This is a genomic window from Gardnerella sp. DNF01159 (genome assembly GCF_049244215.1).
GTDB classification, from domain to species: domain Bacteria; phylum Actinomycetota; class Actinomycetes; order Actinomycetales; family Bifidobacteriaceae; genus Bifidobacterium; species Bifidobacterium swidsinskii.
Window position 1 is genome coordinate 517664 of the sequence record NZ_CP058387.1, and the last position, 24128, is coordinate 541791.

The 24128-nt window shown below is 41.5% G+C and carries 20 protein-coding genes, 3 tRNA genes and 1 riboswitch; of the genes, 17 read left to right on the forward strand and 6 right to left on the reverse strand.

Annotated elements, in window-relative coordinates:
* Nucleotides 1-30 precede the first annotated feature (30 nt).
* From HXT39_RS01855 to HXT39_RS01900, 10 genes are all read left to right on the forward strand, one after another.
* Nucleotides 31-1308, forward strand: a complete 1278-nt coding sequence (locus tag HXT39_RS01855; RefSeq protein ID WP_103013846.1) for a glutamate-5-semialdehyde dehydrogenase — start codon at nt 31-33, stop codon at nt 1306-1308.
* Nucleotides 1309-1346: 38 nt separating this feature from the next.
* Nucleotides 1347-1865 (forward strand): hypothetical protein, encoded by a 519-nt coding sequence (locus tag HXT39_RS01860; protein ID WP_004108325.1) that lies wholly within the window; start codon nt 1347-1349, stop codon nt 1863-1865.
* Complete coding sequence (gene nadD / locus HXT39_RS01865) at nt 1855-2667, forward strand: nicotinate-nucleotide adenylyltransferase (protein WP_064621531.1); 813 nt, start codon at nt 1855-1857, stop codon at nt 2665-2667. Before HXT39_RS01860 ends, nadD begins: the two co-directional genes overlap by 11 nt.
* Nucleotides 2668-2763: 96 nt before the next feature.
* Nucleotides 2764-3786 carry a ribose-phosphate diphosphokinase gene (locus tag HXT39_RS01870; RefSeq protein ID WP_032837849.1) on the forward strand — a complete coding sequence of 341 codons (1023 nt, stop codon included), beginning with the start codon at nt 2764-2766 and terminating at the stop codon, nt 3784-3786.
* A gap of 91 nt (nt 3787-3877) precedes the next feature.
* A tRNA-Gln gene (locus tag HXT39_RS01875) sits at nt 3878-3948 on the forward strand.
* 114 nt (nt 3949-4062) lie between these two features.
* Nucleotides 4063-5472 (forward strand): bifunctional UDP-N-acetylglucosamine diphosphorylase/glucosamine-1-phosphate N-acetyltransferase GlmU, encoded by a 1410-nt coding sequence (glmU, locus tag HXT39_RS01880; protein WP_102703176.1) that lies wholly within the window; start codon nt 4063-4065, stop codon nt 5470-5472.
* Between the two features lie 36 nt (nt 5473-5508).
* A complete protein-coding gene (rsfS, locus tag HXT39_RS01885; protein WP_102703175.1) occupies nt 5509-5931 on the forward strand; it encodes a ribosome silencing factor in 423 nt (140 codons plus the stop codon).
* A 24-nt stretch (nt 5932-5955) separates the two neighbouring features.
* Nucleotides 5956-6774: a histidine phosphatase family protein gene (locus HXT39_RS01890; protein ID WP_064621533.1), complete on the forward strand. Its 819-nt coding sequence runs from the start codon at nt 5956-5958 to the stop codon at nt 6772-6774.
* 149 nt (nt 6775-6923) lie between these two features.
* Nucleotides 6924-7433: a LytTR family DNA-binding domain-containing protein gene (locus tag HXT39_RS01895; RefSeq protein WP_004108298.1), complete on the forward strand. Its 510-nt coding sequence runs from the start codon at nt 6924-6926 to the stop codon at nt 7431-7433.
* A 90-nt stretch (nt 7434-7523) separates the two neighbouring features.
* On the forward strand, nt 7524-7973 hold the full coding sequence (locus HXT39_RS01900; protein WP_004108296.1) for a DUF3021 family protein: 450 nt from the start codon (nt 7524-7526) through the stop codon (nt 7971-7973).
* 242 nt (nt 7974-8215) lie between these two features.
* On the opposite strand, the gene HXT39_RS01905 is transcribed toward HXT39_RS01900, so the two are convergent.
* The gene (locus HXT39_RS01905; RefSeq protein WP_004106472.1) at nt 8216-8620 is read right to left on the reverse strand and encodes a pyridoxamine 5'-phosphate oxidase family protein; all 405 of its coding nucleotides are present in this window, start codon (nt 8618-8620) and stop codon (nt 8216-8218) included.
* Nucleotides 8621-8964: 344 nt separating this feature from the next.
* Here HXT39_RS01905 and HXT39_RS01910 point away from each other — a divergent pair, with 344 nt between their 5' ends.
* The 4 genes from HXT39_RS01910 (at nt 8965) to HXT39_RS01925 (ending at nt 13320) form a co-directional block, all read left to right on the forward strand.
* Nucleotides 8965-9972, forward strand: a complete 1008-nt coding sequence (locus HXT39_RS01910; RefSeq protein ID WP_004108292.1) for a DMT family transporter — start codon at nt 8965-8967, stop codon at nt 9970-9972.
* 190 nt (nt 9973-10162) lie between these two features.
* On the forward strand, nt 10163-11239 hold the full coding sequence (locus HXT39_RS01915; RefSeq protein WP_102703174.1) for an ATPase: 1077 nt from the start codon (nt 10163-10165) through the stop codon (nt 11237-11239).
* Nucleotides 11240-11405: 166 nt separating this feature from the next.
* Nucleotides 11406-11478, forward strand: a tRNA-Ala gene (locus HXT39_RS01920).
* 114 nt (nt 11479-11592) lie between these two features.
* Nucleotides 11593-11779: riboswitch (Lysine riboswitch) on the forward strand.
* A gap of 149 nt (nt 11780-11928) precedes the next feature.
* Nucleotides 11929-13320, forward strand: a complete 1392-nt coding sequence (locus HXT39_RS01925) for an amino acid permease (RefSeq protein ID WP_162861137.1) — start codon at nt 11929-11931, stop codon at nt 13318-13320.
* 116 nt (nt 13321-13436) lie between these two features.
* On the opposite strand, the gene HXT39_RS01930 is transcribed toward HXT39_RS01925, so the two are convergent.
* Nucleotides 13437-14285, reverse strand: coding sequence for an ATPase (locus tag HXT39_RS01930; RefSeq protein ID WP_102703173.1), 849 nt, complete (start codon nt 14283-14285; stop codon nt 13437-13439).
* Nucleotides 14286-14466: 181 nt separating this feature from the next.
* Nucleotides 14467-14542 (reverse strand) — tRNA-Asn (locus tag HXT39_RS01935).
* Between the two features lie 206 nt (nt 14543-14748).
* On the opposite strand from HXT39_RS01935, the gene HXT39_RS01940 reads away from it, so the two are divergent.
* Together HXT39_RS01940 and HXT39_RS01945 are read left to right on the forward strand one after the other, a co-directional pair.
* Entirely contained in the window at nt 14749-15366 is a 618-nt protein-coding gene (locus HXT39_RS01940) for a M23 family metallopeptidase (RefSeq protein ID WP_233186343.1), read from the forward strand.
* A 142-nt stretch (nt 15367-15508) separates the two neighbouring features.
* The gene (locus HXT39_RS01945) at nt 15509-17320 is read left to right on the forward strand and encodes an AMP-dependent synthetase/ligase (protein WP_102703172.1); all 1812 of its coding nucleotides are present in this window, start codon (nt 15509-15511) and stop codon (nt 17318-17320) included.
* A 122-nt stretch (nt 17321-17442) separates the two neighbouring features.
* Here HXT39_RS01945 and HXT39_RS01950 read toward each other — a convergent pair whose 3' ends face one another.
* From HXT39_RS01950 to HXT39_RS01960, 3 genes are all read right to left on the reverse strand, one after another.
* A complete protein-coding gene (locus tag HXT39_RS01950; RefSeq protein WP_004108269.1) occupies nt 17443-19152 on the reverse strand; it encodes a hypothetical protein in 1710 nt (569 codons plus the stop codon).
* Between the two features lie 123 nt (nt 19153-19275).
* Complete coding sequence (locus tag HXT39_RS01955) at nt 19276-20091, reverse strand: fructosamine kinase family protein (protein ID WP_033888453.1); 816 nt, start codon at nt 20089-20091, stop codon at nt 19276-19278.
* Nucleotides 20092-20173: 82 nt separating this feature from the next.
* Nucleotides 20174-20632 (reverse strand): hypothetical protein, encoded by a 459-nt coding sequence (locus HXT39_RS01960; protein ID WP_102703171.1) that lies wholly within the window; start codon nt 20630-20632, stop codon nt 20174-20176.
* Between the two features lie 209 nt (nt 20633-20841).
* Between HXT39_RS01960 and leuS the strand changes: the two genes are divergently transcribed.
* Nucleotides 20842-23826, forward strand: coding sequence for a leucine--tRNA ligase (gene leuS / locus HXT39_RS01965; protein WP_004108262.1), 2985 nt, complete (start codon nt 20842-20844; stop codon nt 23824-23826).
* Nucleotides 23827-24128: the final 302 nt, after the last annotated feature.

The window sequence follows — 24128 nt, forward strand, 5'->3', positions numbered from 1 at the left end:
ATTAGGCAAATAATCTATAGGGGGGAAACGTTGTCTGTTGATGATTTAGTGAATGCTCGTGCGGATTGTGCGCGCAAAGCGTGGCGTAATTTTGCTCATGCAGACACTCGCGCAAAAAATGCGCTTCTCGAAAAAATGGCAGATGCCTTAGAATCTTCAGCTTCAAATATTGCTGAGGCTAACAAAAAAGATCTTAAAGAAGCTGAAGCTAAAGGAATGGATGCTGGAAAGCTCGACAGGCTTAAATTTGACGAAGAGCGAATCCAAGCTTCTGCAAAAAGCGTGCGAAAAATTGCACAATTGCAAGATCCTGTAGGAGAGGTTGTTCGCGGATACACTCTTCCTAATGGCATTAAACTTTCGCAAATTCGAGTTCCAATGGGCGTTATGGGAATGATTTACGAAGCTCGTCCAAACGTAACTATTGATGTAGCTGCTTTGTGTATTAAATCTGGAAATGCTGCGATTTTGCGTGGTGGAAGCGCGGCTCTCCATACGAATCAGGCGAGTATTGAAGTTATACAATCGGTTCTTAAAAATTCTAACTTTAGTGCTGATTTGATTCAGTCTGTTGATGATTTAGGAAGAGACGGAGCTACGTCAATGATGCATGCTCACGGTCATATTGATGTGCTTGTGCCTAGAGGTAGCGCAAATCTTATTGCAGCAGTTGTTCAAGAATCTACGGTCCCTGTTATTGAGACTGGAGCTGGAAACGTACATATTTATGTAGATAAAAGCGCTGATATTAAAAAAGCTATACCTATTATTATTAATGCAAAAACGCAACGAGTGGGCGTGTGCAATACTGCTGAAAAATTATTAGTGCATAAAGCTGTTGCGCAAGAATTTTTGCCAAAAATCGCTGCTGCTTTAGCTGAGCATAATGTAATTTTACATGCAGACGATAAATCTTACGATATTTTGCAATCCGCTAATATTCAAAGATTGCAGCTTGAGTGTGCCACTGAGGAAGATTGGAAGCGAGAATATTTGTCGCTGAATATGGGTGTGAAAGTTGTAGATGATTATACTGATGCAGCTTCTCATATTGCGAAATATTCTACTGGCCATACTGAAACCATTATTGCTGAAGATTATTCAACTATTCAAAGTTTTATTGCAAGTGTTGATTCCGCTGTAGTTATGGTAAATGCTTCAACGCGCTTTACGGATGGTGGCGAATTTGGTTTCGGCGCAGAACTTGGTATTTCTACGCAAAAATTGCATGCGAGAGGCCCTATGGGTTTGCTTGAAATGACAACAACCAAATGGATCGGCTACGGAGATGGGCAGATACGCGAGTAGTACTGGTTTTAATAGTTACGTGGCGGTAAGGTAAGAGTATGCCTAATAATGACGTGAATTTGAGTACAGCTGAGGCGCTTGATGTTGCTGCTGAACGTTTGTCCATTGTGCGATATGTTTTTTTGGTGCAAATTGAAGATGGTATTGCTTCTGCATCGCAACGTTCATCGCTTGAGTATGCTGACGCAGTGTTGATGGGCTGGCCAGATTCTGATTCGAATGATGTGACTATTCCTGATGAAACTTCGTTTAATAATGTTCTTAAAAATGTTCGCAATATGGAAAAGAATATTATTAAGTTTAGCGAATTAGAACGTGATCATGATATTGATGGCATGACATCCATGCTTGCTAAAATTTCGGAATCTGTAGCGAAAATTCGTGGTGCGTATCAACCAGATTTCCCTCTTCCAACTTTTGCCGAAATCCAGCGTGTCGTAAAAGATGAGTGGGATGAAGAAATGGGCAATATTAATCCGGATAGCGCAAATGTTGCATCTGGGTTAGTGAATGAAACTCAAGTGGAAGACAAGGAATCTGAGGCGAATGAGTCCTGAAATTCACGAAGATGCAGAACGTCGCATGTCTGACCTATTTCATGGCGCGTTTACTGGTAAAGAAGCGGCTCCTCCTGCGGTTGTGAATTCAGTTCATAAACGTACTTCTACTCGTGGCAATGTGCACGAGCGTCAGCGCATTGGAATTATGGGCGGCACATTCGATCCAATACACAATGGCCACTTGGTTGCTGCTTCAGAAGTTGCTTGGGTTTATGATCTTGACGAAGTTATTTTCGTTCCTACCGGTAGGCCTGTTTTTAAGCTTGATAAAAAAGTTACGAATGCAGAAGATCGTTATTTAATGACTGTTATTGCAACAGCATCAAATCCAAAGTTCACTGTTTCTAGGGTTGATATTGATCGCCCTGGAGTTACTTATACTATTGATACTTTGAAAGATATTCACGCGCAGCATCCGGATGCTGAGCTTTTCTTTATTACTGGAGCTGACGCTATTGCTGAAATAATGCAATGGAAAAATGCGCGCGAAATGTGGAATTTGGCTCGATTTGTGGCTGTTACTCGTCCTGGCTATTCGAGACCAGAAAAGCTAGCAGATTCTAATTCTCCGTTAATGCCTCGCCAAATGCATACGAATGATACTGGTATTGCGGCGAATCGTGACGATATGGTTCATTGTGATTCTACGCATTTGCCGGTTGATATTTTAGAGATTCCAGCGTTGTCTATTTCTTCTACTGATGTTCGTCGTCGAGCTGAGCATGGTGAGCCGGTGTGGTATTTAGTTCCAGATGGAGTAGTTCAATACATAGTTAAGCATGGTTTATATCGTGCGTAATTATTGATTTTGTAGGCTTGTCGTTTATCGTCTGTGCAAAAAGTTAGTATTGATTATGTTCATTTCGCGAATTAAAGCGAACTAATGTTTGGAGATATGGTGAGCATCGTCCTTGAAGGAAAGCCAGATAAAAACCTTGTTCTCGTTACCGGTCGCGCACATCCGAAGCTTGCTCGTGATGTAGCTGATCAGCTTGGAATTGATGTACTTGAAACTACGGCATACGATTTTGCTAATGGTGAAATGTATGTTCGCTATACGCAATCTGTGCGTGGTACAGATGTATTCGTGCTTCAAAGCCACAGTGATCCTGTTAACAAGTCCATTATGGAACAGTTAATTATGATTGACGCTTTGAAGAGGGCTTCTGCTCGTTCAATTACTGCAGTATGCCCGTTGCTTGGTTATTCTCGACAAGATAAAAAGCATCGCGGTCGCGAACCTATTTCTTGCCGCTTGATGTTTGATTTGCTAAAGACTGCTGGTGCTGATCGCATTATGAGCGTCGATTTGCATGCAGCTCAGTCTCAAGGATTCTTCGACGGTCCTGTTGATCACTTGATTGCTATGCCAGTTTTGGTTGATTACGTACGTGATCGTTTCCGCGATGATCTTGCAAACGTAACTGTTGTGTCTCCTGATGCTGGTCGTATTCGCGTAGCAGAACAGTGGGCTCAGCGCTTAGGTGGCGGTCCTTTGGCTTTTGTGCACAAAACTCGCGATATCACTTGCCCTAATAAGACGGTTGCAAATCGCGTCGTTGGTGACGTTGCTGGACGCGATTGCGTTATGGTTGACGACTTGATCGATACTGCAGGAACTATTGCAGGAGCTTGCAATGTGTTGAAGGAAGCTGGAGCTAAGTCTGTTACAGTTGTTGCAACTCACGGCGTGCTTTCTGGTCCCGCAGTCGAGCGTTTGAAGTCTTGTGGTGCTAGGGAAGTTGTTTTGACTGATACTGTGCCAATTCCAGAAGAGAAGCGTTGGGATGGTTTGACTGTTCTTTCAATTGCTCCGCTTCTTGCAAGCGCTATTAAAGCAGTGTTTGAGGATGGTTCGGTTGCTAAGCTTTTCGACACTTATCCTGAGCATCACGGACAAGGATTCTTATTTGCTTAAGTATTGATTTCGTACGGTTTGCTTTTCGGCACGCCAATTTGACGTTTTTCGATATTATGGCATAATAGTGACTTGGCGGTTTTTCCGCCGTTCCCTCATGGTGTAATGGCAGCACACGGGTCTTTGGAACCCTTTGTCTTGGTTCGAATCCAGGTGAGGGAGCTTACTTGAAGCGCTACTCGTTGAATCGAGTGGCGTTTTTTGTTTTGAACGCTGCTAATAAGTAATAGAATTACATACAGCGAAATTTATTAAAATAGTATAAGGAGCGTATGCGTGGAAAAGCATGATGTAACTGCGGCAATAATTTTGGCAGCAGGCGATGGGACGCGTATGCGTTCAGAAACTCCGAAAGTACTACATCCATTTGCTGGTAAAACATTTCTCAATCGTGTTATGGATGCCATGAATGGCGTAAATCCTAAAAAACTAGCTGTAGTTGTGCATGCTCAAGCTGAACGCGTAGCTGCTGCTGCTATTAGCTATAACGAAAATGTGCATATTGTAAATCAGGACGAAACTCCTGGAACCGGCAGAGCAGTGCAATGTGCTATTAAAGATCTTAACGAAATTGCTAAAAACGAAACTGGTGAAGCATTAAAAGGAGCTGTGCTGATTGCCGCAAGCGATATGCCGCTACTTGATACGCAAACTTTGCAGTCTTTAGTTGATTTTCACAATAATAATAACAATGTGGCAACAGTTCTTACAGCAGTATTAGACGATGCAACTGGATACGGTCGTATTGTGCGCGAAGCAAACGGTGACGTTTTGCGTATTGTTGAGCATAAGGATGCAAATGCTGGAGAGCTTGCTATTCATGAAGTGAACACTTCTGTATATGTATTCGATGCGACTGTATTATGTGACGCAATTGCAGATCTTAACTCTCAAAATGCTCAAGGTGAGTTCTATTTGACTGATGCTTTGGAACATGCTCGAAAGTTTGGTCATGTTGGTGCAATGTCTGCTCCAGATCCGCTTACTGTAGAGGGCGTAAATAATCGTGTGCAATTAGCTGCGCTCGCAAAAGCACATAATAAGCGTGTGTGCGAAAAATGGATGCTTGAAGGTGTAACTATTCTTGACCCTGATACTACTTGGATTGAAGATAGTGTTACGCTCGCACAAGATGTTACTGTGCTTCCTGGATGCTTCCTTCAAGGTCGTACTACGGTTGCAAGTGGTGCTGTAGTTGGTCCTTACACGACTCTTATTGATGCGCAAATTGATGAGGATGCTGTGGTTGAACGTTCGCGCGTACAGGAATCGCATATTTGTAGAGCTGCAAACATTGGTCCTTGGACGTATTTGCGTGCAGGAAACGTACTTGGTGAGGAAAGTAAGGCAGGAGCTTTCGTAGAAATGAAGAAAGCTCATATTGGAAATGGCACTAAAGTACCTCATTTAAGCTATATTGGCGATGCTGATTTGGGTGAGCATACGAATATTGGCGGCGGTACGATTACTGCAAATTATGACGGAGTGCATAAGAATCATACTACGATTGGTTCTGGTGCTCACGTCGGTGCAGGAAACCTGTTTGTAGCACCGGTTACTGTGGGAGATGATGTTACTACCGGCGCTGGATCGGTGGTACGTCACGATGTTCCGGCTGATTCTATGGTGTACTCTGAAAATACTCAGCATGTAGTCGAAAATTGGAAGCCAGCTTGGGAACGCTAAAAAGCGTTTGTTGGAGAATTAAGGAGTAGTAACGTTATGACAGCTTTAGAAAGCTCAATTAGTGCAATTCGTATTGCTGCCGCTGCTGCAGACCGTTTGAAAGCAACGAACGAGCAGGCTTTTGATGTAAGCGATTTGCTTGGTATTACGGATGCTATGTTAGTTGTTTCTGCTTCAAACGAGCGTCAAGTATTGGCTGTTGCAGAAGAAATCGAAAAAGACTTGTACTTGAAAGACAACAAGCGCAAGGCTTTATCTCGTGAAGGCTTGGAATTAGCACAGTGGATTTTGCTTGATTTTGGCGATTTTGTGGTTCATGTAATGCATGAGGAAGCACGAGCATTTTACCGCTTGGAACGCCTGTGGAATGATTGCCCAGCAATCGATTTGCAACTGCCAGAGCATGCTAGCGAAACTGGAGATGCTATCGAAACTGAAGATTCTAGCAAAACTGAATAATAAGAAGAAAGTACGGTACGAACCATGGTTGATTTCGTAGAAAATGTTGCGAGTAACGTAAATAATTCCATTAATAGTGCGCACGAAGGAATTGCTCGCTCTGTTATGCTTATTCGCCACGGTCAAACTCCGTATAATGCACAGTTCCGTTTGCAAGGCATGATTGATATTGCTTTGGATGAGTCTGGAATGGATCAGGTAACTCGCTCTGGAAAAGCTTTGCGCGTGCTTTTTGGTGCTTCTGACTTAGAAGATCCAAAGGATCCGAACAGCGCTGAGCATGTGCGCATTACAGCGGAAGAAGCGGACGCGAGTTTTGTGGCGATTGCTTCTCCGCTTATTCGCGCGCAGCAGACAGCTCATGCTTTTGCAGATAAGATTGGGCTTCATGTGCAAGTTGAAAATGGTGTGCGCGAGCGTTTCTTTGGCGAGTGGGAAGGTTTGAATCGCCAGCAGATTAGCGAACAGTGGCCGGAAGATTTCAAAGCTTGGGTCGAAGGTAAAGGCGGGGAGCTTCGTCATGGTGCTGAAGCTAAGCAGGAAGTAGGAGAGCGCGCTGCTACTGCAGTAGAAGATTGGACTCGCAAAACTGGCGCAGACCGCGATTTGCTAGTGTTTTCGCATGGCTCTTGCCTTTCGCAAACTGTTCATAAGCTGCTTGGATTAGATAAAGTAGATCCTTCTTACAAAACGATTGGTGGCATGGGAAATGGTCGCTGGGCGCGCTTAATTCCAAGTCTTAACGCGGATGGTTCGATTCATTGGCGTTTGGATGCTTATGATCAAGGTCCTGCAGCTGACCCTACAAGCCAGCGTCTTATTCGCATTTGGGGAGCGGCTTAATCTGCGTAATATCTCCTTTTTACCGCTTAATTACCGAAAGCTACCGTTTAGCGATTTTGTAAAGACAGACTATTTACAGTGCCGTATAGTCAAAATTACAAAACAAAAAGCTAACAAACGCTAACAGTAGTGCACGGAAAGGAGGCTTGATGAAAGTAACTATTGCTATTGTTCCGCCTGAGGAAGAGCAGTCAGTTCAGTTGTCAATTCACAATATTGACGATGAGCTTAAGCGCATTATCGCTCAGTTACAAAGCATTGACTCAAATGATGCAAATGTAAGAAGTGCTGAAAATAATACTGAAATTAATACTTCAGATAAATTAAGCAATAATAATCCATTCATATACGGTTATATTAACGATTCGATTATTGTTATGCACGAGCCGGATGTGATTATGATTTGCGTTGAAAATTCGCGCGTAATCATTCACAGTGATAAAGGTGAGTGCGTTTCTTACAAGCGCCTAATGGATTTCGACAATCCGCAATTCGCGTCGTTTGTGCGCATATCTAAATCCGCAATCGTGAACTTGAATCGCATTGTTCGAGTCGATCCAGGATTCGGCGGAAGTATGAGCGTAAAAATGGACGACGGAAGCGTTGAGTGGATTAGTCGCAGATGCTTAGCAGGGTTCAAAAAGCGCTTAGGAATGTAGTTTTAAGCGTAGTCGAATATAAAACTATCAAAATTTTTTAATACTAATTTTTAATACAAGATTTTAATACTTAAAAAGGAAACGATTATTATGGAAAAGCAAGTTACAACTTTTGGTAAAACAATGGTAAAAAACATTGTTAATGGCATTGGCATAGGGTGCACTATTTTTACTGCAATCAGTTTTGTGTCGAGCTTGTTAGCAAATACTGCGGTTGGAAACAGAATTGCATCTTATGCTGTAGCAACGTTTGTTATAGGCATAAGCTATGGAGTATTCGCTATTTTTTGGTCGAATGAGCGTATGTCAAATCTTGCAAAGTTCGTTTTTGCACTAGTACCACCAATTGCTATTCAATTTATTGTATCGGTGATTGTTGGGTGGATTTCGTTCAAAGATGAGCCAGCTGTGATTTGCGGATGGATTGCGTTCACTGTTATTTTCCCGATTGCGATTGCTGCAATAATTTATTACTTCGAGAAGAAGAAAGCGGAAGAAATGAACACTAGACTGCAAGCATTGCGTAAAGAAAGCAAGTAAAATAGTTACAACTAAATAATCAAGTAAAGAATTGAGTGGTGTTCATCTTCGCCGTTGAGGACGAACGCCACTCGATATTGTATGACGCCTACTATAGACGTACTAATTCGGCGTTTTGCGCTCCGACCTGCTTTCGCGCTCAGAGCGTAGCGAGCGCGTTAACCGAGCGAGCGTCCTTCGTTCAGTGCGAAAAATCTCAAATCTCTACCACACTAATATCCACACGACTGAATAACTATGCACTAATCTTTTGCAATAGTTTTGCCGGCAGTAGCTCCAGAAGTCAAGTCCTGAATCTCAGTGATTTCCATAACTGGAACTGCAGCCGGCTTCTTCGTACCTTTTTCTTCAGCCACACGCACTTGCTCTTCGTAAATCGCGTCATCAGTGTGAAGGGTAACGGTTCCGCGGAAGCGATAGCCCTTCTTTTCTGCCAAATTAGCAACTGCTACAACCAGCTGGCTGCCGTCTTGCAAGTTCTTATAATGCTGACCTGCAGTGCGCTCGTGGTAGGCAAGGTGGTTGTCGTCGAGTACGAACATAGACATTTTTGGTCCCAAATCAAGCTCGCCATCTTTGCTCACTGTTGCAATCCAAGCCAAATTATTCGCAATAAATTCTTTCATATCTGCGCTAAGAGTTGCCATAATATTCCTTTCCTAACAAGATTGCGCACTTTCTTCGTACGCAATTTATAAGCCTACATTGCTACATTACGCTGATTTAAAAGTGTATACGAGCGTGTAGCGTAAAAAAATTGTAAGTTGTGATATAAATCACCCAATTCTTCAATAGTTTCGTGGGCGAAATTTATACAGCAAAATACTTGATTGCCACTGTTTTCTGAAGCGTATATCGGAAATTTTACGAAGGAACGCCAGAAAGTTGTACTTTTCACGATTTTACGGTTATTCTGTCTATTTTATAAGCTAAAACGCTTTATAAAAGAAAAATTTTAAAGAATCAACTTTTATAGTTGAAGGGGAATATTATGAAGGTGAAATATGAAACAGCTAAATCTATAGCTGAACCGCTTTCGGATAAATCGGGCATGCCTCAAGGCAAAAGTGTTCATACTGCTCAGATTATGTTGTTGATTTGTGCTGCTATTTGGGGTGGCAGCTATGTTTCTTCAAAATATGCTCTTGAAGTGTTTCCTGTGCAATGGCTTATGGGCGTTCGTATGGTTGGCGCTTGCACGATTATGGCTGTTATTTTTTTCGGTACGCTTCGTAAAACTTTTACAAAAAAGCTTATTGTTCCTTCTTTACTAACTGGAATTACGTATTATGCTACTTTAATTTTGCAAACTGAAGGGTTACGTTCAATTGATCCAGGTCGTAGCGCGTTTTTGACAGCAGCATATTGCGTAATTACGCCATTTTCTGCTTGGTTAATCGTCAAGAAAAAGCCAACTCTTTTAGGATTAGTTGCTGCAGTTATGTGCGTTGCTGGAGTAGGTTTTGTGGCATTAAAACCTGGGATGCTTGTGCTCACATTGTCTTATGGAGATTTTCTTACTCTATTATGTGCTGCAATTTTTGCTTTTAATCTTACGTTCCTTGCGTATTATTCTCGTAAATATAATCCAGTTACGTTAACTTTTGGGCAATTTGTTGTTTCAGGCGTACTTTTTGTAGCTGGTGCGCTTATTTGTGAGCCTTTGCCAAACTTTAACGCTGCTGATCATTTCTCTATTTTTGCTAATATGTTCTACCTTACAGTAGTAGTAACAGTAGTTGCACAAATTATGCAAAACTATAGTTTGGTGAATCTTTCTACTGCAAACGCTTCTGTGATTATGTGCACTGAAAGTTTGTTCACGCTTTTATTCTCTACTGTTCTTTTTCATGAGCATGTTTCTAACATGGCTTTTGTGGGATTTGCTTTAATATTTGCTGCAATTATTACTGCAAGCTTAGGTGAGCATTATTGTGATAAAAAAGCGAATTGTGAGCTTTCTTATAAAGATAGAGATTTTGAGGTTGCTAAGTCTTAGGCATTTCAGTTTTGTGTAGCTAAGTTTTATGTATATAAGACTTGTGATTTTGTTGTAAGAATGCTCTGGCAATACTGTGCAATTTTTGCGTAGAGTGATACCATCATTGTTGTAATAATGTTGGTAGTGGAATTTGCATATTTGCCATGCATTTTGGCATTATATTCGCATAAATAGTTAAGGTGCATAAGTGAAGAATTTCTTCAAAGGCATATCGTTTACGCAAGTATTAGCTGGATCGCTCGCTGCAGTGACTTCGTTTTTACTTGCTTCGAAAATTGGTATTGCTGGTTCAGTTATTGGCGTAGCTATTGGTTCTATTGTCTCAGCAGTAGCATCACAGTTGTATCAGAATGTTATTCACGCTTCATCGCGTAAACTTTCGGAAGTAAATCCGAATACTTCTACAGAACAGTCTAATTTTAGTAATGTGTCAGATTCTAGCGTGCGTTCAAATGGTTTAGAGAATGTTGATTCTAAAAGAATTGGAGATGATATTCATATGCAATATTCATCAAATTCGTTGCAATGTAATACTGATCCTTCAGATGACAAAAATATGGCTGTTCAAGATGCAAGATTTGGACGCACTGTTAGTTCGCAAGTCCGTAATCCAGAATTAGAAAATACGCGTATTTTGGAATTGTCGAAATTACGTGAACAGCATGAAGAAGACATGGAACTGTCGGAAGGCACAATTCCAGAGCCGGTGCCGTTATCTAAGGTTGTTAGTGAAAACTACGGTTACTCTTCTGGATCTTACCAAAATAGAAACGATCATCGTACAACAATTGTTGTTGCTGTTATAAGTGCTCTTATAGCTGTTATTGTTACTGCAGGTGCTGTTCTTTTGTTTACACAAGGAAAAGGCACAGACAATATTGATAAGCCTGAAGAAATTAGTCATGAGCAACAGCAAAATCAACCACAACCTAAGCAACGTCTTAATACGAATACTAATCAAGACCATAAGAAATCTCATGATGATTCTAATAGTAAAGATGGTAATGAAGACGAAAATGATGAGCATGGCAATGAAAATGCAGATAGTTCAACAGGTGGTCATTCCGATAATGATTTAGGTAGTGACACTAACAATGATTCAGGAACGAATTCAGGTGATGCTGCTAGTGGGAATAGTGGATCGGGTGCTGATAGTTCTGATGCAGGTGCTGGATCTGCTGGATCTTCGGGATCTACTGGTTCTTCAAACAATGTAACTTCTCCTGGTAATGGTGACCAATCTGGAAGTGCCAATGGTAACTAATTTTCGAATTGGTTCTTGAATTGGTTTGCCGAATTGGCGACTAAATTGTTAGTAGAATTCGCAGGATTTTTGGAATTTGTAAGTTGAATTCGACACGCCGCATTTGGATAGAACGGCTATTTGTTGTAACCTATCAAAGGTTCGTTTGAACGGCATAAGTAAAAACGGGGCTATGGCGCAGCTGGTAGCGCATCTCCATGGCATGGAGGGGGTCGGGGGTTCGAATCCCCCTAGCTCCACAAATTTTAAACGTCACCTCTTTTTGGGGTGGCGTTTTTTGTTATTATTTTTTAATTTTTATGCGCCACGCCGTATTTTTTACTGTTTGTCTGCAAGTCGTACTAATAATGAACACCATCGACCAGAGGTTGCGCTCGACAAGAGTAGTAAGCATGAGCCAGGGAAAGCGTTAATTGCTTACAAAAGGGGAGAGCGCCGAAGTTTACTGCTTAATCCCAAAAGTAGTGAGCTGGGACTTGGCTTAATATACCAAGGACTGTCGCAGTGATTTGGCATCCGCTGCGGAGAGCTATCGACACGCTTGCTTTTGCTTGCTTGTTTTGCCTCTGATTGTCATGAAAGGAGGAAAAATGAGTAGCTCATTATCATCTACTGCTGCACAGAATACTCAGCAGAATACTCATCAAAATAACGATGTCCATCGAGGATTAAAAACCCGACATATTTCCATGATTGCTTTAGGTGGCAGCATTGGCACCGGCTTATTTGTTGCTAGTGGTGCAACAATCCATATGGCTGGTCCTGGTGGTGCTTTGCTTGCTTATGGTGCGATTGGCATTATGGTGTACTTCCTTATGACTTCCCTTGGTGAAATGGCAACATTTATGCCTATTAGTGGATCGTTTGCATCGTATTCTGGACGTTTTATTGATCCTGCACTAGGTTTCGCAATGGGCTGGAACTATTGGTTTAATTGGGCTATTACGGTTGCGGTGGACGTTAGTACTGCAGCAATAGTTCTGCAATATTGGTTCCCAACAGTGCCAATATGGATTTTCTCACTGTCGGTTCTTATGCTTATTTTGGTTATCAATGTGCTTACAGTTAAGTGCTTTGGAGAAACTGAGTATTGGCTTTCTATTATTAAAGTGTTGGCAGTAATCGTATTCCTTGTTATCGGTTCGCTTACGATTGTTGGCATTGTTGGTGGCAAAGCGCCATTCTTGCAAAACTTCACTCATAAGGACGCTCCATTTGCAGGCGGTGTTCCTGCAGTGTTGTGTGCGTTCGCTATTGCAGGCTTCTCTTTCCAAGGAACTGAGCTTATTGGTATTACTGCTGGAGAGTCTGCAACTCCTGAAAAGAGTATTCCAAAAGCTGTAAAGCAAGTGTTCTGGCGTATTCTTCTCTTCTACATTCTTGCAATTTTCGTTATTGCTTGCATTATTCCTTATACTGACAAGAACTTACTTGGTTCTGATGTAACTGATATTGCTATTAGTCCGTTTACGCTTGTGTTCCAACGTGCAGGGCTTGCAGCTGCAGCGGCAGTTATGAATGCAGTGATTCTGACTTCTGTTATTTCTGCAGCAAATTCCGGCATGTATGCTTCAACAAGAATGCTTTATTCGCTCGCAAAAGAAGATAATGCTCCAAAAGTATTTGGCAAGGTAAGTCTTCGTGGTATTCCTGTTCCTGCGTTGATTGCTACATTTGTAGTTGCTTTATTTACTTTCTTTATGAGTATTTTTGGTTCGCAAATTTACATGTTCCTGGTTGCTGCAAGTGGTTTGACTGGTTTTATTGCTTGGGCTGGTATTGCTGCAGCTCATTATCGCTTCCGTAAAGCATACTTGGCTCAAGGTCATTCCTTAGATGAATTAGTTTATCGAGCAAAGTGGTATCCGTTTGGTCCTATTGTTGCGTTCTTCTTATGCATTCTTGTTATTGTTGGTCAGGATTTGCATTCATTTGCAACGCTTAACTGGCAGGCTATTGGAATCACGTACATGTCTGTGCCGCTATTTATCGTTCTATACATTGGCTACAAGATTAAAAATCATACTCGAGTAATTCCTCTTGAGGAAGTCGATTTAACTCATGTTCGAGTAGCAAAATGAACGAATAGTTTATAAAGTTCAACATCGTTTACGATGTAGAGTTAGATAATGTAAAAGCTCCCAGTGATATACGCTGGGAGCTTTTATTATTGAGTTAGATAACAGAGGAATATGTTTTATGGTTTTTGTGGAGATTCTGAAGATGGTGGAGGTCCTATTAGGTCCGCTTTAGCAGAGGGATCTTGGTCGCCCTTTTTTGCTTTATCATTCGGATCTTCTTGACCATCATTTCCTTTATGGTTTCCGTCGCCAGATCCGTCTTCGCTGCCTTTTGTATCCTTATCTTTTTCTTTGTTCTTTTCCTGTTCTTTTTCCTTATCTTTGTTCTTGTCTTTGTTCTTGTCTTTGTCTTTATTCTTATTCTTCTCAGTCTTCTGTTTCTTAGTGTCTTGAGTATTTGTCGTCGGCGCTGGTGTTGGCTTTGGCTTTGGTGGGACAACATTTGAACGCTGAATTACAATTCCAGTCGATTCATTTATCTCTTGCTTCTTTGTTTCTTCGTCTTGCTTGTCTTTGTCTTTATCTTTTTTGTTATTTTCATCGATTAATGTAACAGCCAACTCGCGCACTCTTTTTGCTTTGACTGCATACCATTCAGAAGCAGCTAAAGCTTCTACGCTTTGGGAACCAAGTTCTTCAGGAGAGTTTGCTGTGCAAGATACTGCGTCAGGAACCTTTTCGCTCATGATTTTAGCAAGTTCTTTTGCGTTATCAGAGTCACCTTTTGTGAGATCTGTTATTACGCTGTTGTGTACTAAACTTTTCCATACGGCTTTGGCTTTAGAAATTTGTGCAACTTTTATTTCGCACTGTTTGCGAGCTGCTTTAGTGCGTTCAGTCTGCTTCATATACCAAAGTGTGCCAACTGCGCCAAGAGCTAAAGCTAGCACAACAATTCCCACAATGAGAATAATGAGCTTTTTCTTTTGACTCTTTTCAACACTATCGGAGCTATGTTGATTCATATTTGTCCTCTGTTATCTATTGCTGCTCAACATTAGCGCATTTGAATACGCAACTTGTTTATATAATACGCCAAAATGTTTATGTTAGCCACGCTCATGAGCGCTAAACAATCAAGATTTTGCTTGTGGATACAAGTCGTAATATTTAACGCAAAAAGCCACTGGAAAACCAGTGGCTTCATGGCTCCTGCGGCTGGGCTTGAACCAGCGACCATTCGATTAACAGTCGAACGCTCTGCCAACTGAGCTACGCAGGAATATCTTGTACTCAACTAAGCGCTGTGCACAAGACATTTATATTACACGTAATTTTCAAAGATGCAAATATGGCGTGTTTTGGCGTGTCGAAACAGTGATTATAAGCATATGTTTTATCCACAATGCTTTAAAAGCTTATGATTTTTGCAAATTAGCTGCAAAACTTTTATAAAAGTCGTTTTATAAAAATACGGATGGGGAATATATGTGTATTCGCAAAAATTATGAATTATATTACAAAATATCTGCCTGTTTGGGGATTTTTATAATCTCAGTTATTTTATTAGATACGCTGTTTTTACAACCCGAAATTTCGCAAAATAGTCATCATCTTAAATATTATGTTGTAGAATCTGCTGTGACATGTTGCCACAAGTGTGCTCTTTCTAAAGGCGCTTATAGCGAAAAAACATGCAAGTCAGCTATGCAATGGCCTGTAAAACCTGCACGAATAGTAAAAGCTTTTAATCCTCCGCCTAAACCTTGGATGGCTGGGCATCGCGGCGTAGATTTAGCTGCAAGCACAGGGACTCCTTTATTTGCGCCTGCAGATGGCGTTATTAGTTTTGCTGGTAAAGTCGCTGGTAAATCAGTTGTGACTATTAGGCATGGTGAACTGACATCCACTTTTGAGCCTGCTGTAACAAAGTTTAGCGTTGGTGTTTTTGTGAAAAGAGGCCAGAATTTTGCACATGTCGAAGGAGGTTCGGACCATTGCGGCACAACTTGTGTGCAGTGGGGTTTAAAACGTAAAAATCGTACATATGCTAATCCTGAAAGAATGACTGTTAAGCGTCGCATTGTGCTTAAGCCTGTGGAATAAGCAAAATACTATATTTATATCGTAGATATTTGTAGATAAATGAACAAAATTTATTACAATCTTGTAGATATTCGCATATGCGAAGGCTTGCAAATCGCGTATAGTAAAGATATACGTCAATTCAGCAGATAGAGGAGCTAATATGCAAGAATATTCTCGTCCACTTGATGAGTCTATTGATACAGATGTTAATGTTTTCTCACTGCTAGAAGAGCGAGCAGAGCGCAATCCTAATGGTTCTTTGGTTGAATACGTTGGAGCTGACGGCGTTTGGAAGTCATATACTGCTCAAGAATTTAGAGATACAGTAATAGCTGTCGCTAAAGGCTTTATTGCTAGAGGGGTAATGCCTGGTGACGCTGTGTCAATTATTGCTCACACTTCATGGCAATGGACAATTCTTGATATGGCTATTATGTCTATAGGCGCATTGACAGTGCCAATTTATGAAACAAGCTCTTCGTTGCAAATACAACATATTGTTCAAGATTCTCAAGTATGTTCAATATTTGTGGAGTCTCCTGAAATGTTGCCAAAAGTAGAGGCTGTTCAGGAAGAATGTCCTACTCTTCACGACGTATATGTGATGAATCGTGGTGCTATCGACGCGTGCATTGAATACGGTAAAGCAGTAACTGATGCTGAATTTTATGAGCGAGTGCACGCTGTTAATGGAAGTGACATAGCAACAATTGTGTACACTTCAGGTTCAACTGGTGAGCCAAAAGGAATTGAACTTACTCATAGCAATTTTGTCTTTATTGCTAAATCAGGTGTTATTTCTATGCCAGACATTGCGTTAAAAGGCAGCCCGCGTCTTTTGCTGTTCTTGCCTCTTGCGCACGTTTTTGCTAGGTTTATGCAATTGTTCTGCTTTGCTGGAAATATAACTCTTGGTTTGACGAGTAATTTGAAAACTGTATTGTCTGATTTTCAAACTTTTAAACCAACATTTATTCTTGGGGTTCCACGCATTTTTGAGAAGATTTACAATGCTGCTTCTCAAAAAGCAGGCAGAGGAGTAAAAGGTTTTATTTTTGCTTATGCATCTAAGGTTGCTCGCGAATGGTCTCGCGCTCAGCAGTCTAGTTCAATGGTTCCTCCAATGCTCGCTCTTAGCCATTCAATATGTAAAAAATTAGTGTATGCTCCACTACTACACGTATTTGGAGACTCTGTTTCATACGCTATTTCGGGCGGTGCTCCTTTAGATTTGTCGATTGCACACTTCTTTAATGGCATTGGTTTGCCTCTTCTAGAAGGCTATGGAATGACAGAAACTTGTGCTCCTTCTATGGTGAATCCTACGACAGGTTATCGCATTGGTACCGTTGGTTTGCCTGTAAAGGGTGTATCTGTTGCTATTGCTGATGATGGTGAATTGTGTATTAAAAGTCCTGCAGTGTGCAAAGGCTACCATAATAATCCTGAGCTTACCAAACAGCAGATTGTAAATGGCTGGTTGCATACTGGAGATTTTGGATCTTTAGACGATGACGGTTTTGTGCGTATTACAGGCAGAAAGAAAGATCTTATTATTACTGCTGGTGGTAAGAACTTATCTCCAAATGCGTTAGAAGCTTCATTAATGTCTTCACCTATTATTTCTCAAGCTGTTGTTATCGGAGACAGGAAGCCGTTTGTTTCAGCAATTATTGCGCTCGATTTATCAGAAGTAAATACTTGGCTTTCTTCGCGTGGTGCATGCCCCGTACGGTCTTTAAAAGAAGCTTCACATAACGGTATTGTGCGAGCAGAAGTTGAACGTGCTGTTAGCAAAGCAAATGAGCTAGTTTCTAGAGCTGAGTCTATTCGCAAGTTCGAAATAGTTCCAGATGAGTTTACTCAAGCAAACGGTTTGATTACGCCAAGTTTAAAGGCGCGTCGTCAAGTTGTTGTAGAGCGTTATAACGACCTTATCGAACACGTTATTTATGCTCCACGCAAACGTTAGCTGTGTGTAAATTCGTGGAATATAGCTTGACTATAGCTTGAAGCTATATTCAAGCTGCAGATTGCGTTCCACAACTTATATTTCACAACTTGCGTTCCATAACTTGCGTTCAAAAATTGTATTTACAAGCCTGCGTCTGCTAATGATACGTAACCTGGGTCAATTAAACGTGACTTTAGATTTGTTGCGCTTACTGCCACTAGTCGCTCGTTAACAGTAGGGACAGTTTCCCCGTGTTCAATTTTTGTTTGCACTGTAGCGATTTTTTTGTCAAGTTTACCGTTTCTGTTCAAAGAATAACAAGTAGCAGTAAGATCTTGAACAATCTGCTTATGATTTTCTATAGTTGTCATCCATTGCTTTCCGCTCACAATGTTTGGCATAATATTTTTGTACGCGCCATAACCAGTTATTACTGGCCATTTCTTTGCTTCTGATTCTTCTTCCTCATCTTTTTTCTGCTGTTGTCGTAATTCTTTTTCGGATTTCTTTGCAGAATCTTTTGGAGCAGGAACTGGTCTTTTATTAAGATCTCGTTTCCCTATGAAGTTTCCGATAACGTCCGGCAAATTGAAAGATGGGTTTATATCTGCTGCGCTTCCTTCATAACCGAGATTGTTTAGTGCTTGTACGGCTTGTAAAGCAATTTGATCATCGAGCGCAATAATTCCATCAACGCGATGCCTTGAGTGTGAAAAAAGACTTGTACTTTTCGTAATTCGTTTTGTTAACTCATTTTTCACAGAGTCAGCTACATCTGCGTCGAAAGCAACATTGGTCCAGTCTTTTTCGCTACTATTCACATTCAATCTTCCAGAAGTGCTTATTAATGTTCCAGAAGCAAAATATGGTCTCAAAACTTTCCAAATGCCAGCGAATGCTTCTTCAGCAAAATCATCATGGAATGCTGTTTCGCTATTTGCATGCGTATTGTTGTTAGAATCATCATCTTCGCTTGCTTCGTCGCTGTTATTTTGTTGATTATTATTGTTTGCATTAATATTTTTTTGATTGTGACATGGCAAAAGAACTTCAATATAGCGTGGATTTTCTTTAGTTGCACGATCTAGAGCGATTTTTTGTATCAGAGTTGTTGCTTGAATTTCGCCAATGGTTCTTGCGTCAGATAAATGGAACATCACATCAGGTTTGAAACCGCTAACATTCCGTGAGAGCATAACAACGTGGATTCCCGCCTTTTTTGCTAGGCGAAGTGAGGATGCCAATCGTTTTTCTGCATTAAGCTCATCTTTAGATGATTGAGAGTTATCGTCGTTTTGTAAATTTAAGTCCTGAGTATTTGATTTTTGTGTATTTTCAGAATTAGACGCAGGCAACGTTGCATAATCTCCATAGTTATTATTGCCGTTTTTGCTAGTCCATGGAGCTATAACAATTGTCGTTTTACTTAATTGTTTTTTGATTTTTGAATTTTCAGAAACAGAATTGTGCTTTCCTGAATTATTCTGTTTTGCATTGTTCAATGAGCTTAGCAAATTTACTACATAATCTTGCACATCGCGGCTTTGTTCTGAAAGGCTAGAAGAAGTTTTAGTAGTAATAGAATTATCGTCAAATCCCTTATCTTTTAACGATTTTATTAATTCTGGAACCAATATGTCCCACGTGCTTAGAGGCTTATTACGTGTTATTGCTAATCCGTCTGATGGAGTAAAAACAATAACGTTACCGTGATTCGCTTGTTCTTTATTTTCAGATTTTAAAGAAGTTTTTGTTGAACTTGCGCACGAGCTAACAACAAAAAGCATCGTAACTAATGCTGCCAGCATAACTAAAGAACGATGCATAGTTCTGTTGCACAAACGAATCATAGTAGTGACCTCTCGTTTCGTGGTCTATCTGTTGCTGTCTATATGTGATCTACTTGTAACTATCTTCTAACATTGTATATAGCCATGTGCTAAATACTTACATTGCTATTTTAGTGAGCAAAATTATCTTATAGAACTTTTTATAAGACTTTCGCACATATTACGGTATTCGCTCACGTAACCTCCACCAAAGAACACGCAATGTCCTGCAATAGGGTAGAGCTGCCAAATAATCATGCGCTGCTCAAAACCTGCTTTAAGTGGATGAACAGACTGATAGCCGTCTAAAATCTGCTTAAAATAGCTGATTCCAAACAGATGAAGCATAGCTAAATCTTCTTCGCGGTGTCCACCATGTGCTGCAGGGTCGATAAGAACAGCTTCAGTGTGTTCGCCGTCTGAACTTTTAGTCCATAACACGTTTCCACTCCACAAGTCTCCGTGAACTCGAGCAGGCTTATCTTCTGCAGCTTTTCCTAATAAATCAGGCAGCGCATCAATAACTTCGTTTGTAAGATCTAAATCGCTTTGAGTAAGCTCTCCGCGAGCAATACCAAGCTCAACCATAGGACGCAATCGTCCGTCCGCAAGGTAGTCAATAACATTACTCCAAGTGCCAGTTGGCATTTCAACTGGATCGCTTAAAGGTCCAAAATAGCATTTTCCATCGTAATCTGCTGGTGCCTCACCAAAATATTTTGCACCGTAATCGTGCATATGAGCGAGCGATGCACCAAACTCAAATGCAGCCATTGGTGTTGCTGAGTGAGTGTCAATGCGCTCAATATTAAGGTAACCGTTTCTCCAATCAAATACTTCAGCCACTCTAGGACCGCCATATTTGTGAGCTTCAGAAAGCCATTTTAAGCCTTTACCTTCGCATTCAAAGAAACGCTCAGGAGCATATAATCTACTTTTCTTATATACAGCGTTGTTCATAGAAGCCTTCTTAACGTAGTAGCGCATACGAAACATGCGCTACATACTTAATAAAATATTTATTAATTTATTCCCAAACTCACTATTTTACTGAAGTATTAGCACAATCAGATGCTTTGTGTTTAAGTGCAGGGCAGAGCGTTTTTGCAAATTGATAACCAAAAAGTAATCCTGCTAAAAATAGTGCAGTTCCTAAGCCTGTGTAGAACACTGCAATAAACTGTTCTGGAGCTGCGTTAGTTGCGCGCAAAGCAATTCCGCCTGTCATCATAAAAGCCATAATTATGAAGGATTTTACGTCAAAGAATTTAAGGAAAAACTGCTTTTCTTCAGCATAGCCGTTAATTCTTTGAGTATGCTTTTTTACGAGTTTGCCAAAAATTAGGAATTGGAATATGCCAAAAACAAGAATAGACAAAGCATAATTAAGTGGTTGCAAATAATTTTGGTATGCTAACAACCCAATATTGAGAATATTAAAGCCTGCTGCTGCCCAAACTAAACAAGCAATAAGTAGTAGTGTATTCTTCGGTACTTTCAATTCTTAACCTCTTGTATTAAAAAGTTATTTAATAATAATTTGTTTACTATTGTTTTGTTTACTATTGTAATAATGGATTTTATGAAAAAGCTTGTTTGCATAAATTTATTGCATTAAACAGTAAAACTTTCGTAAAAAGCATATTTTTCTTAACAAAACTTGTAAAAAGTGTTGCGTAATGACGATATTAGACGCTATAGTCCTAGGGTATGAACGACAACGATCAACAGTATGCAACAGCTGACAACAAAGCTACTATTGCTGAGCCAGCTTTTCGTTACAACGCGCAGCTCGCACAAGATATTGAGCAGCGCTGGCAAAAAACCTGGGACGAGCAGGGCACATTTTGGGCCGCTAATGTTAAGGGCAATTTGAAGGATGGCGAAGGCAGGAATGCTGACGGTCGTCCTTCTTTCTTTGCAATGGACATGTTCCCGTATCCTTCCGGCAAAGGCTTACACGTTGGACATCCTCTTGGATATTTGGCAACGGATGTTGTAAGCCGCTACCATCGCATGAAGGGTGAGAATGTTCTTCATGCAATGGGTTATGACGCTTTTGGTTTGCCGGCTGAACAGTACGCTGTGCAAACTGGTCAGCACCCTCGCATTACTACCGAAGCGAATATTGCTAATATGCGCAGGCAGCTGCACCGCATGGGCTTGAGCTTTGATGATCGTAGGTCTTTTGCAACTATTGATACGAATTATGTGCGTTGGACGCAGTGGATTTTCTCCAAGCTTTATGACGCTTGGTACAACCCTGATTTTGTGCGCAAAGACGGCGGAAAAGGTTCTGCTCGACCAATTGCTGAGCTTGTTGATGAGTTTAAGAGCGGAAAGCGCGAAATTCCTGGTTTTGCAGGCAAAAAGTGGGAAGAGCTTAATAAAGTAGAGCAAGCGGATGTATTAAACAATTTCCGTATTGCTTATATTTCTAAATCTCCTGTAAATTGGTGCCCAGGCTTGGGAACTGTGCTCGCAAACGAAGAAGTTACTGCAGAAGGTAAGTCTGAACGCGGAAACTTCCCAGTATTCCAGCGCAACCTTCGCCAGTGGTCCATGCGAATTACCGATTATGGACACCGCTTGGTGGAAGATTTGAACACTATTGATTGGCCAGAAAAAGTTAAGCTTATGCAGCGAAACTGGATTGGCGAATCTCACGGTGCATCTGTGCACTTTGAAGTGCCATGTGCGGATGACGAAACGCGCGATTTGGAAGTGTACACTACTCGTCCAGACACGCTTTTTGGCACAACTTTTGCTGTTGTTTCTGTGGATCACCCAATTCTTGAGCATGTTCCAGAAGCTTGGGGTGCGGACGTTCCAGAAGGCTGGAAGGGCGGTTACGCAAGTCTTAAAGAAGGCTTGGCAGAGTATCAAGCTCAAGCTCGCGCGAAGACTGCTAAAGATCGCACGGAAGACGCAGGAGCAAAAACAGGCTTGTTTACGGGTCTTTATGCAATTAATCCTGTAACTGGAGCAAAGCTTCCACTGTTTGCTGCTGACTACGTGCTTATGGGCTACGGCACAGGTGCAATTATGGCAGTTCCTGGCGGCGACCAGCGCGATTATGATTTCGCAAAAGCATTCGGTTTGCCAGTAATTTACACTGTTGAGCCTTTGCCTGATTCCGAAGAAAAGTTGGAGGATTACGAGGGTAAAGCTCCGTTTGTTTCTCACGACGGAATTGTTATTAATTCAGCAGTAGAACATACTCATAAGCTTGGCGATGCTTTGTCTATTAACGGTTTGCGTGTAGATGAAGCTATTAAAAAGGTGACGACTTGGCTTGAAGCTGCAGGCGTAGGAAAAGGTAGAGTTTCTTACCGACTTCGCGACTGGCTGTTCTCTCGTCAGCGCTACTGGGGTGAACCATTCCCAATCGTTTACGATGAGGACGGTGTTGCTCACTTAGTGCCAGATAGTGAGCTTCCAATTGCATTGCCGGACGTTCCTGATTATCAGCCAAAAACTTACGCTCCAGACGACGCAAATTCTGAGCCTGAAGCACCTTTGAGCCGAAACGAGGATTGGGTAAAAGTTCAGCTCGACCTTGGTGACGGCGTAAAAACCTACTATCGCGACACCAACACTATGCCAAACTGGGCTGGTTCTTGCTGGTATTACATGCGCTACTTGGATCCAAACGACGCTGAGCATATGGTTGACAGCGATGAATATGACTACTGGATGGGCACAAACCGTCCAGGCAAAGAGCATGTTTCTGGCGGCGTTGACCTTTACGTTGGTGGTGTAGAGCACGCAGTTTTGCACTTGCTTTACTCCAGGTTCTGGCATAAGGCGCTTTACGACTTGGGTTACGTGGATTCTGCTGAGCCATTCCACCGCTTGTTTAACCAGGGCATGATTCAGGCTTACGCTTATACGGATGAGCGCGGACAGTACGTTCCTGCTGACGAGGTTGAAGAAGGTGCTTCAAACGGCACTGGCGAGCCAACCTTTACGTGGCATGGCGAAACTGTGAACCGCGAGTTCGGCAAAATGGGCAAGAGCTTAAAGAATATTGTGACCCCAGACTACATGTACGAAAACTACGGTGCAGATACGTTCCGCTTGTACGAAATGAGCATGGGTCCGCTCTCTGAGTCTCGTCCGTGGAACACGCGTAACGTTGTTGGTGGCATGCGATTCTTGCAGCGCTTGTGGCGTAACGTTGTGAACGAAGAAACCGGAGCTTGCGTGGTAACTGACGACGCTTTGGATGAGAAGACGTTGAAGATTCTTAACAACACAATTGCAGAAGTGACTGTGGAAATGGAAGCAATGCGTCCAAATACTGCAATTGCTAAGCTGATTGTGCTTAACAACCACTTGACTTCGCTTCCTCACGTGCCGAGAGCAGCTGTTGAGCCGCTGGTTCTTATGTTGGCTCCAATTGCGCCGCATATTTGCGAAGAAATGTGGAGCAAGCTTGGGCATGATAAGTCTATTGCTCACGCAGATTGGCCTGTTGCAGATGCTCGTTACGTTGGTGAGGATACTGTTACTGCCGTTGTGCAAATAAAGGGCAAGGTTCGTGCAAAGCTTGAAGTTGATCCAAATATTGACGCTTCTGAGCTTGAAAAGCTTGCGCTAGAAGCTGTAGCTGATCGCTTGGGCGGTAAGGCTCCGCGCAAGGTGATTGTGAAGGCTCCGAAGATTGTGTCTATTGTACCAGACGAGAGGTAAGATTCGGCTTAATTAATGCTGTATTGCGCGATTTTTCGCGCTTTACAGCATTTTTTGTTATTCTTGGGTTTCGTCTATGAGTTTTGTAACTGATTTAGTTTTTTGGTTTTGACGAGGCTGGAAAATTTGTGTTTGCGTGCGTTCCGTCCTTCGTGCGCTCTGGTTGCTAAAGACGCTTATTGTGTTCGCCTATATTTAAAGAATGTAGCTTCTCAGTCCTCTTTTAGCACTGAACACAATTTTTCCAGCCTCTCAACACGCTAACCGTCAACACAAAACTCATAGACTCGTGCAGAAAGTTA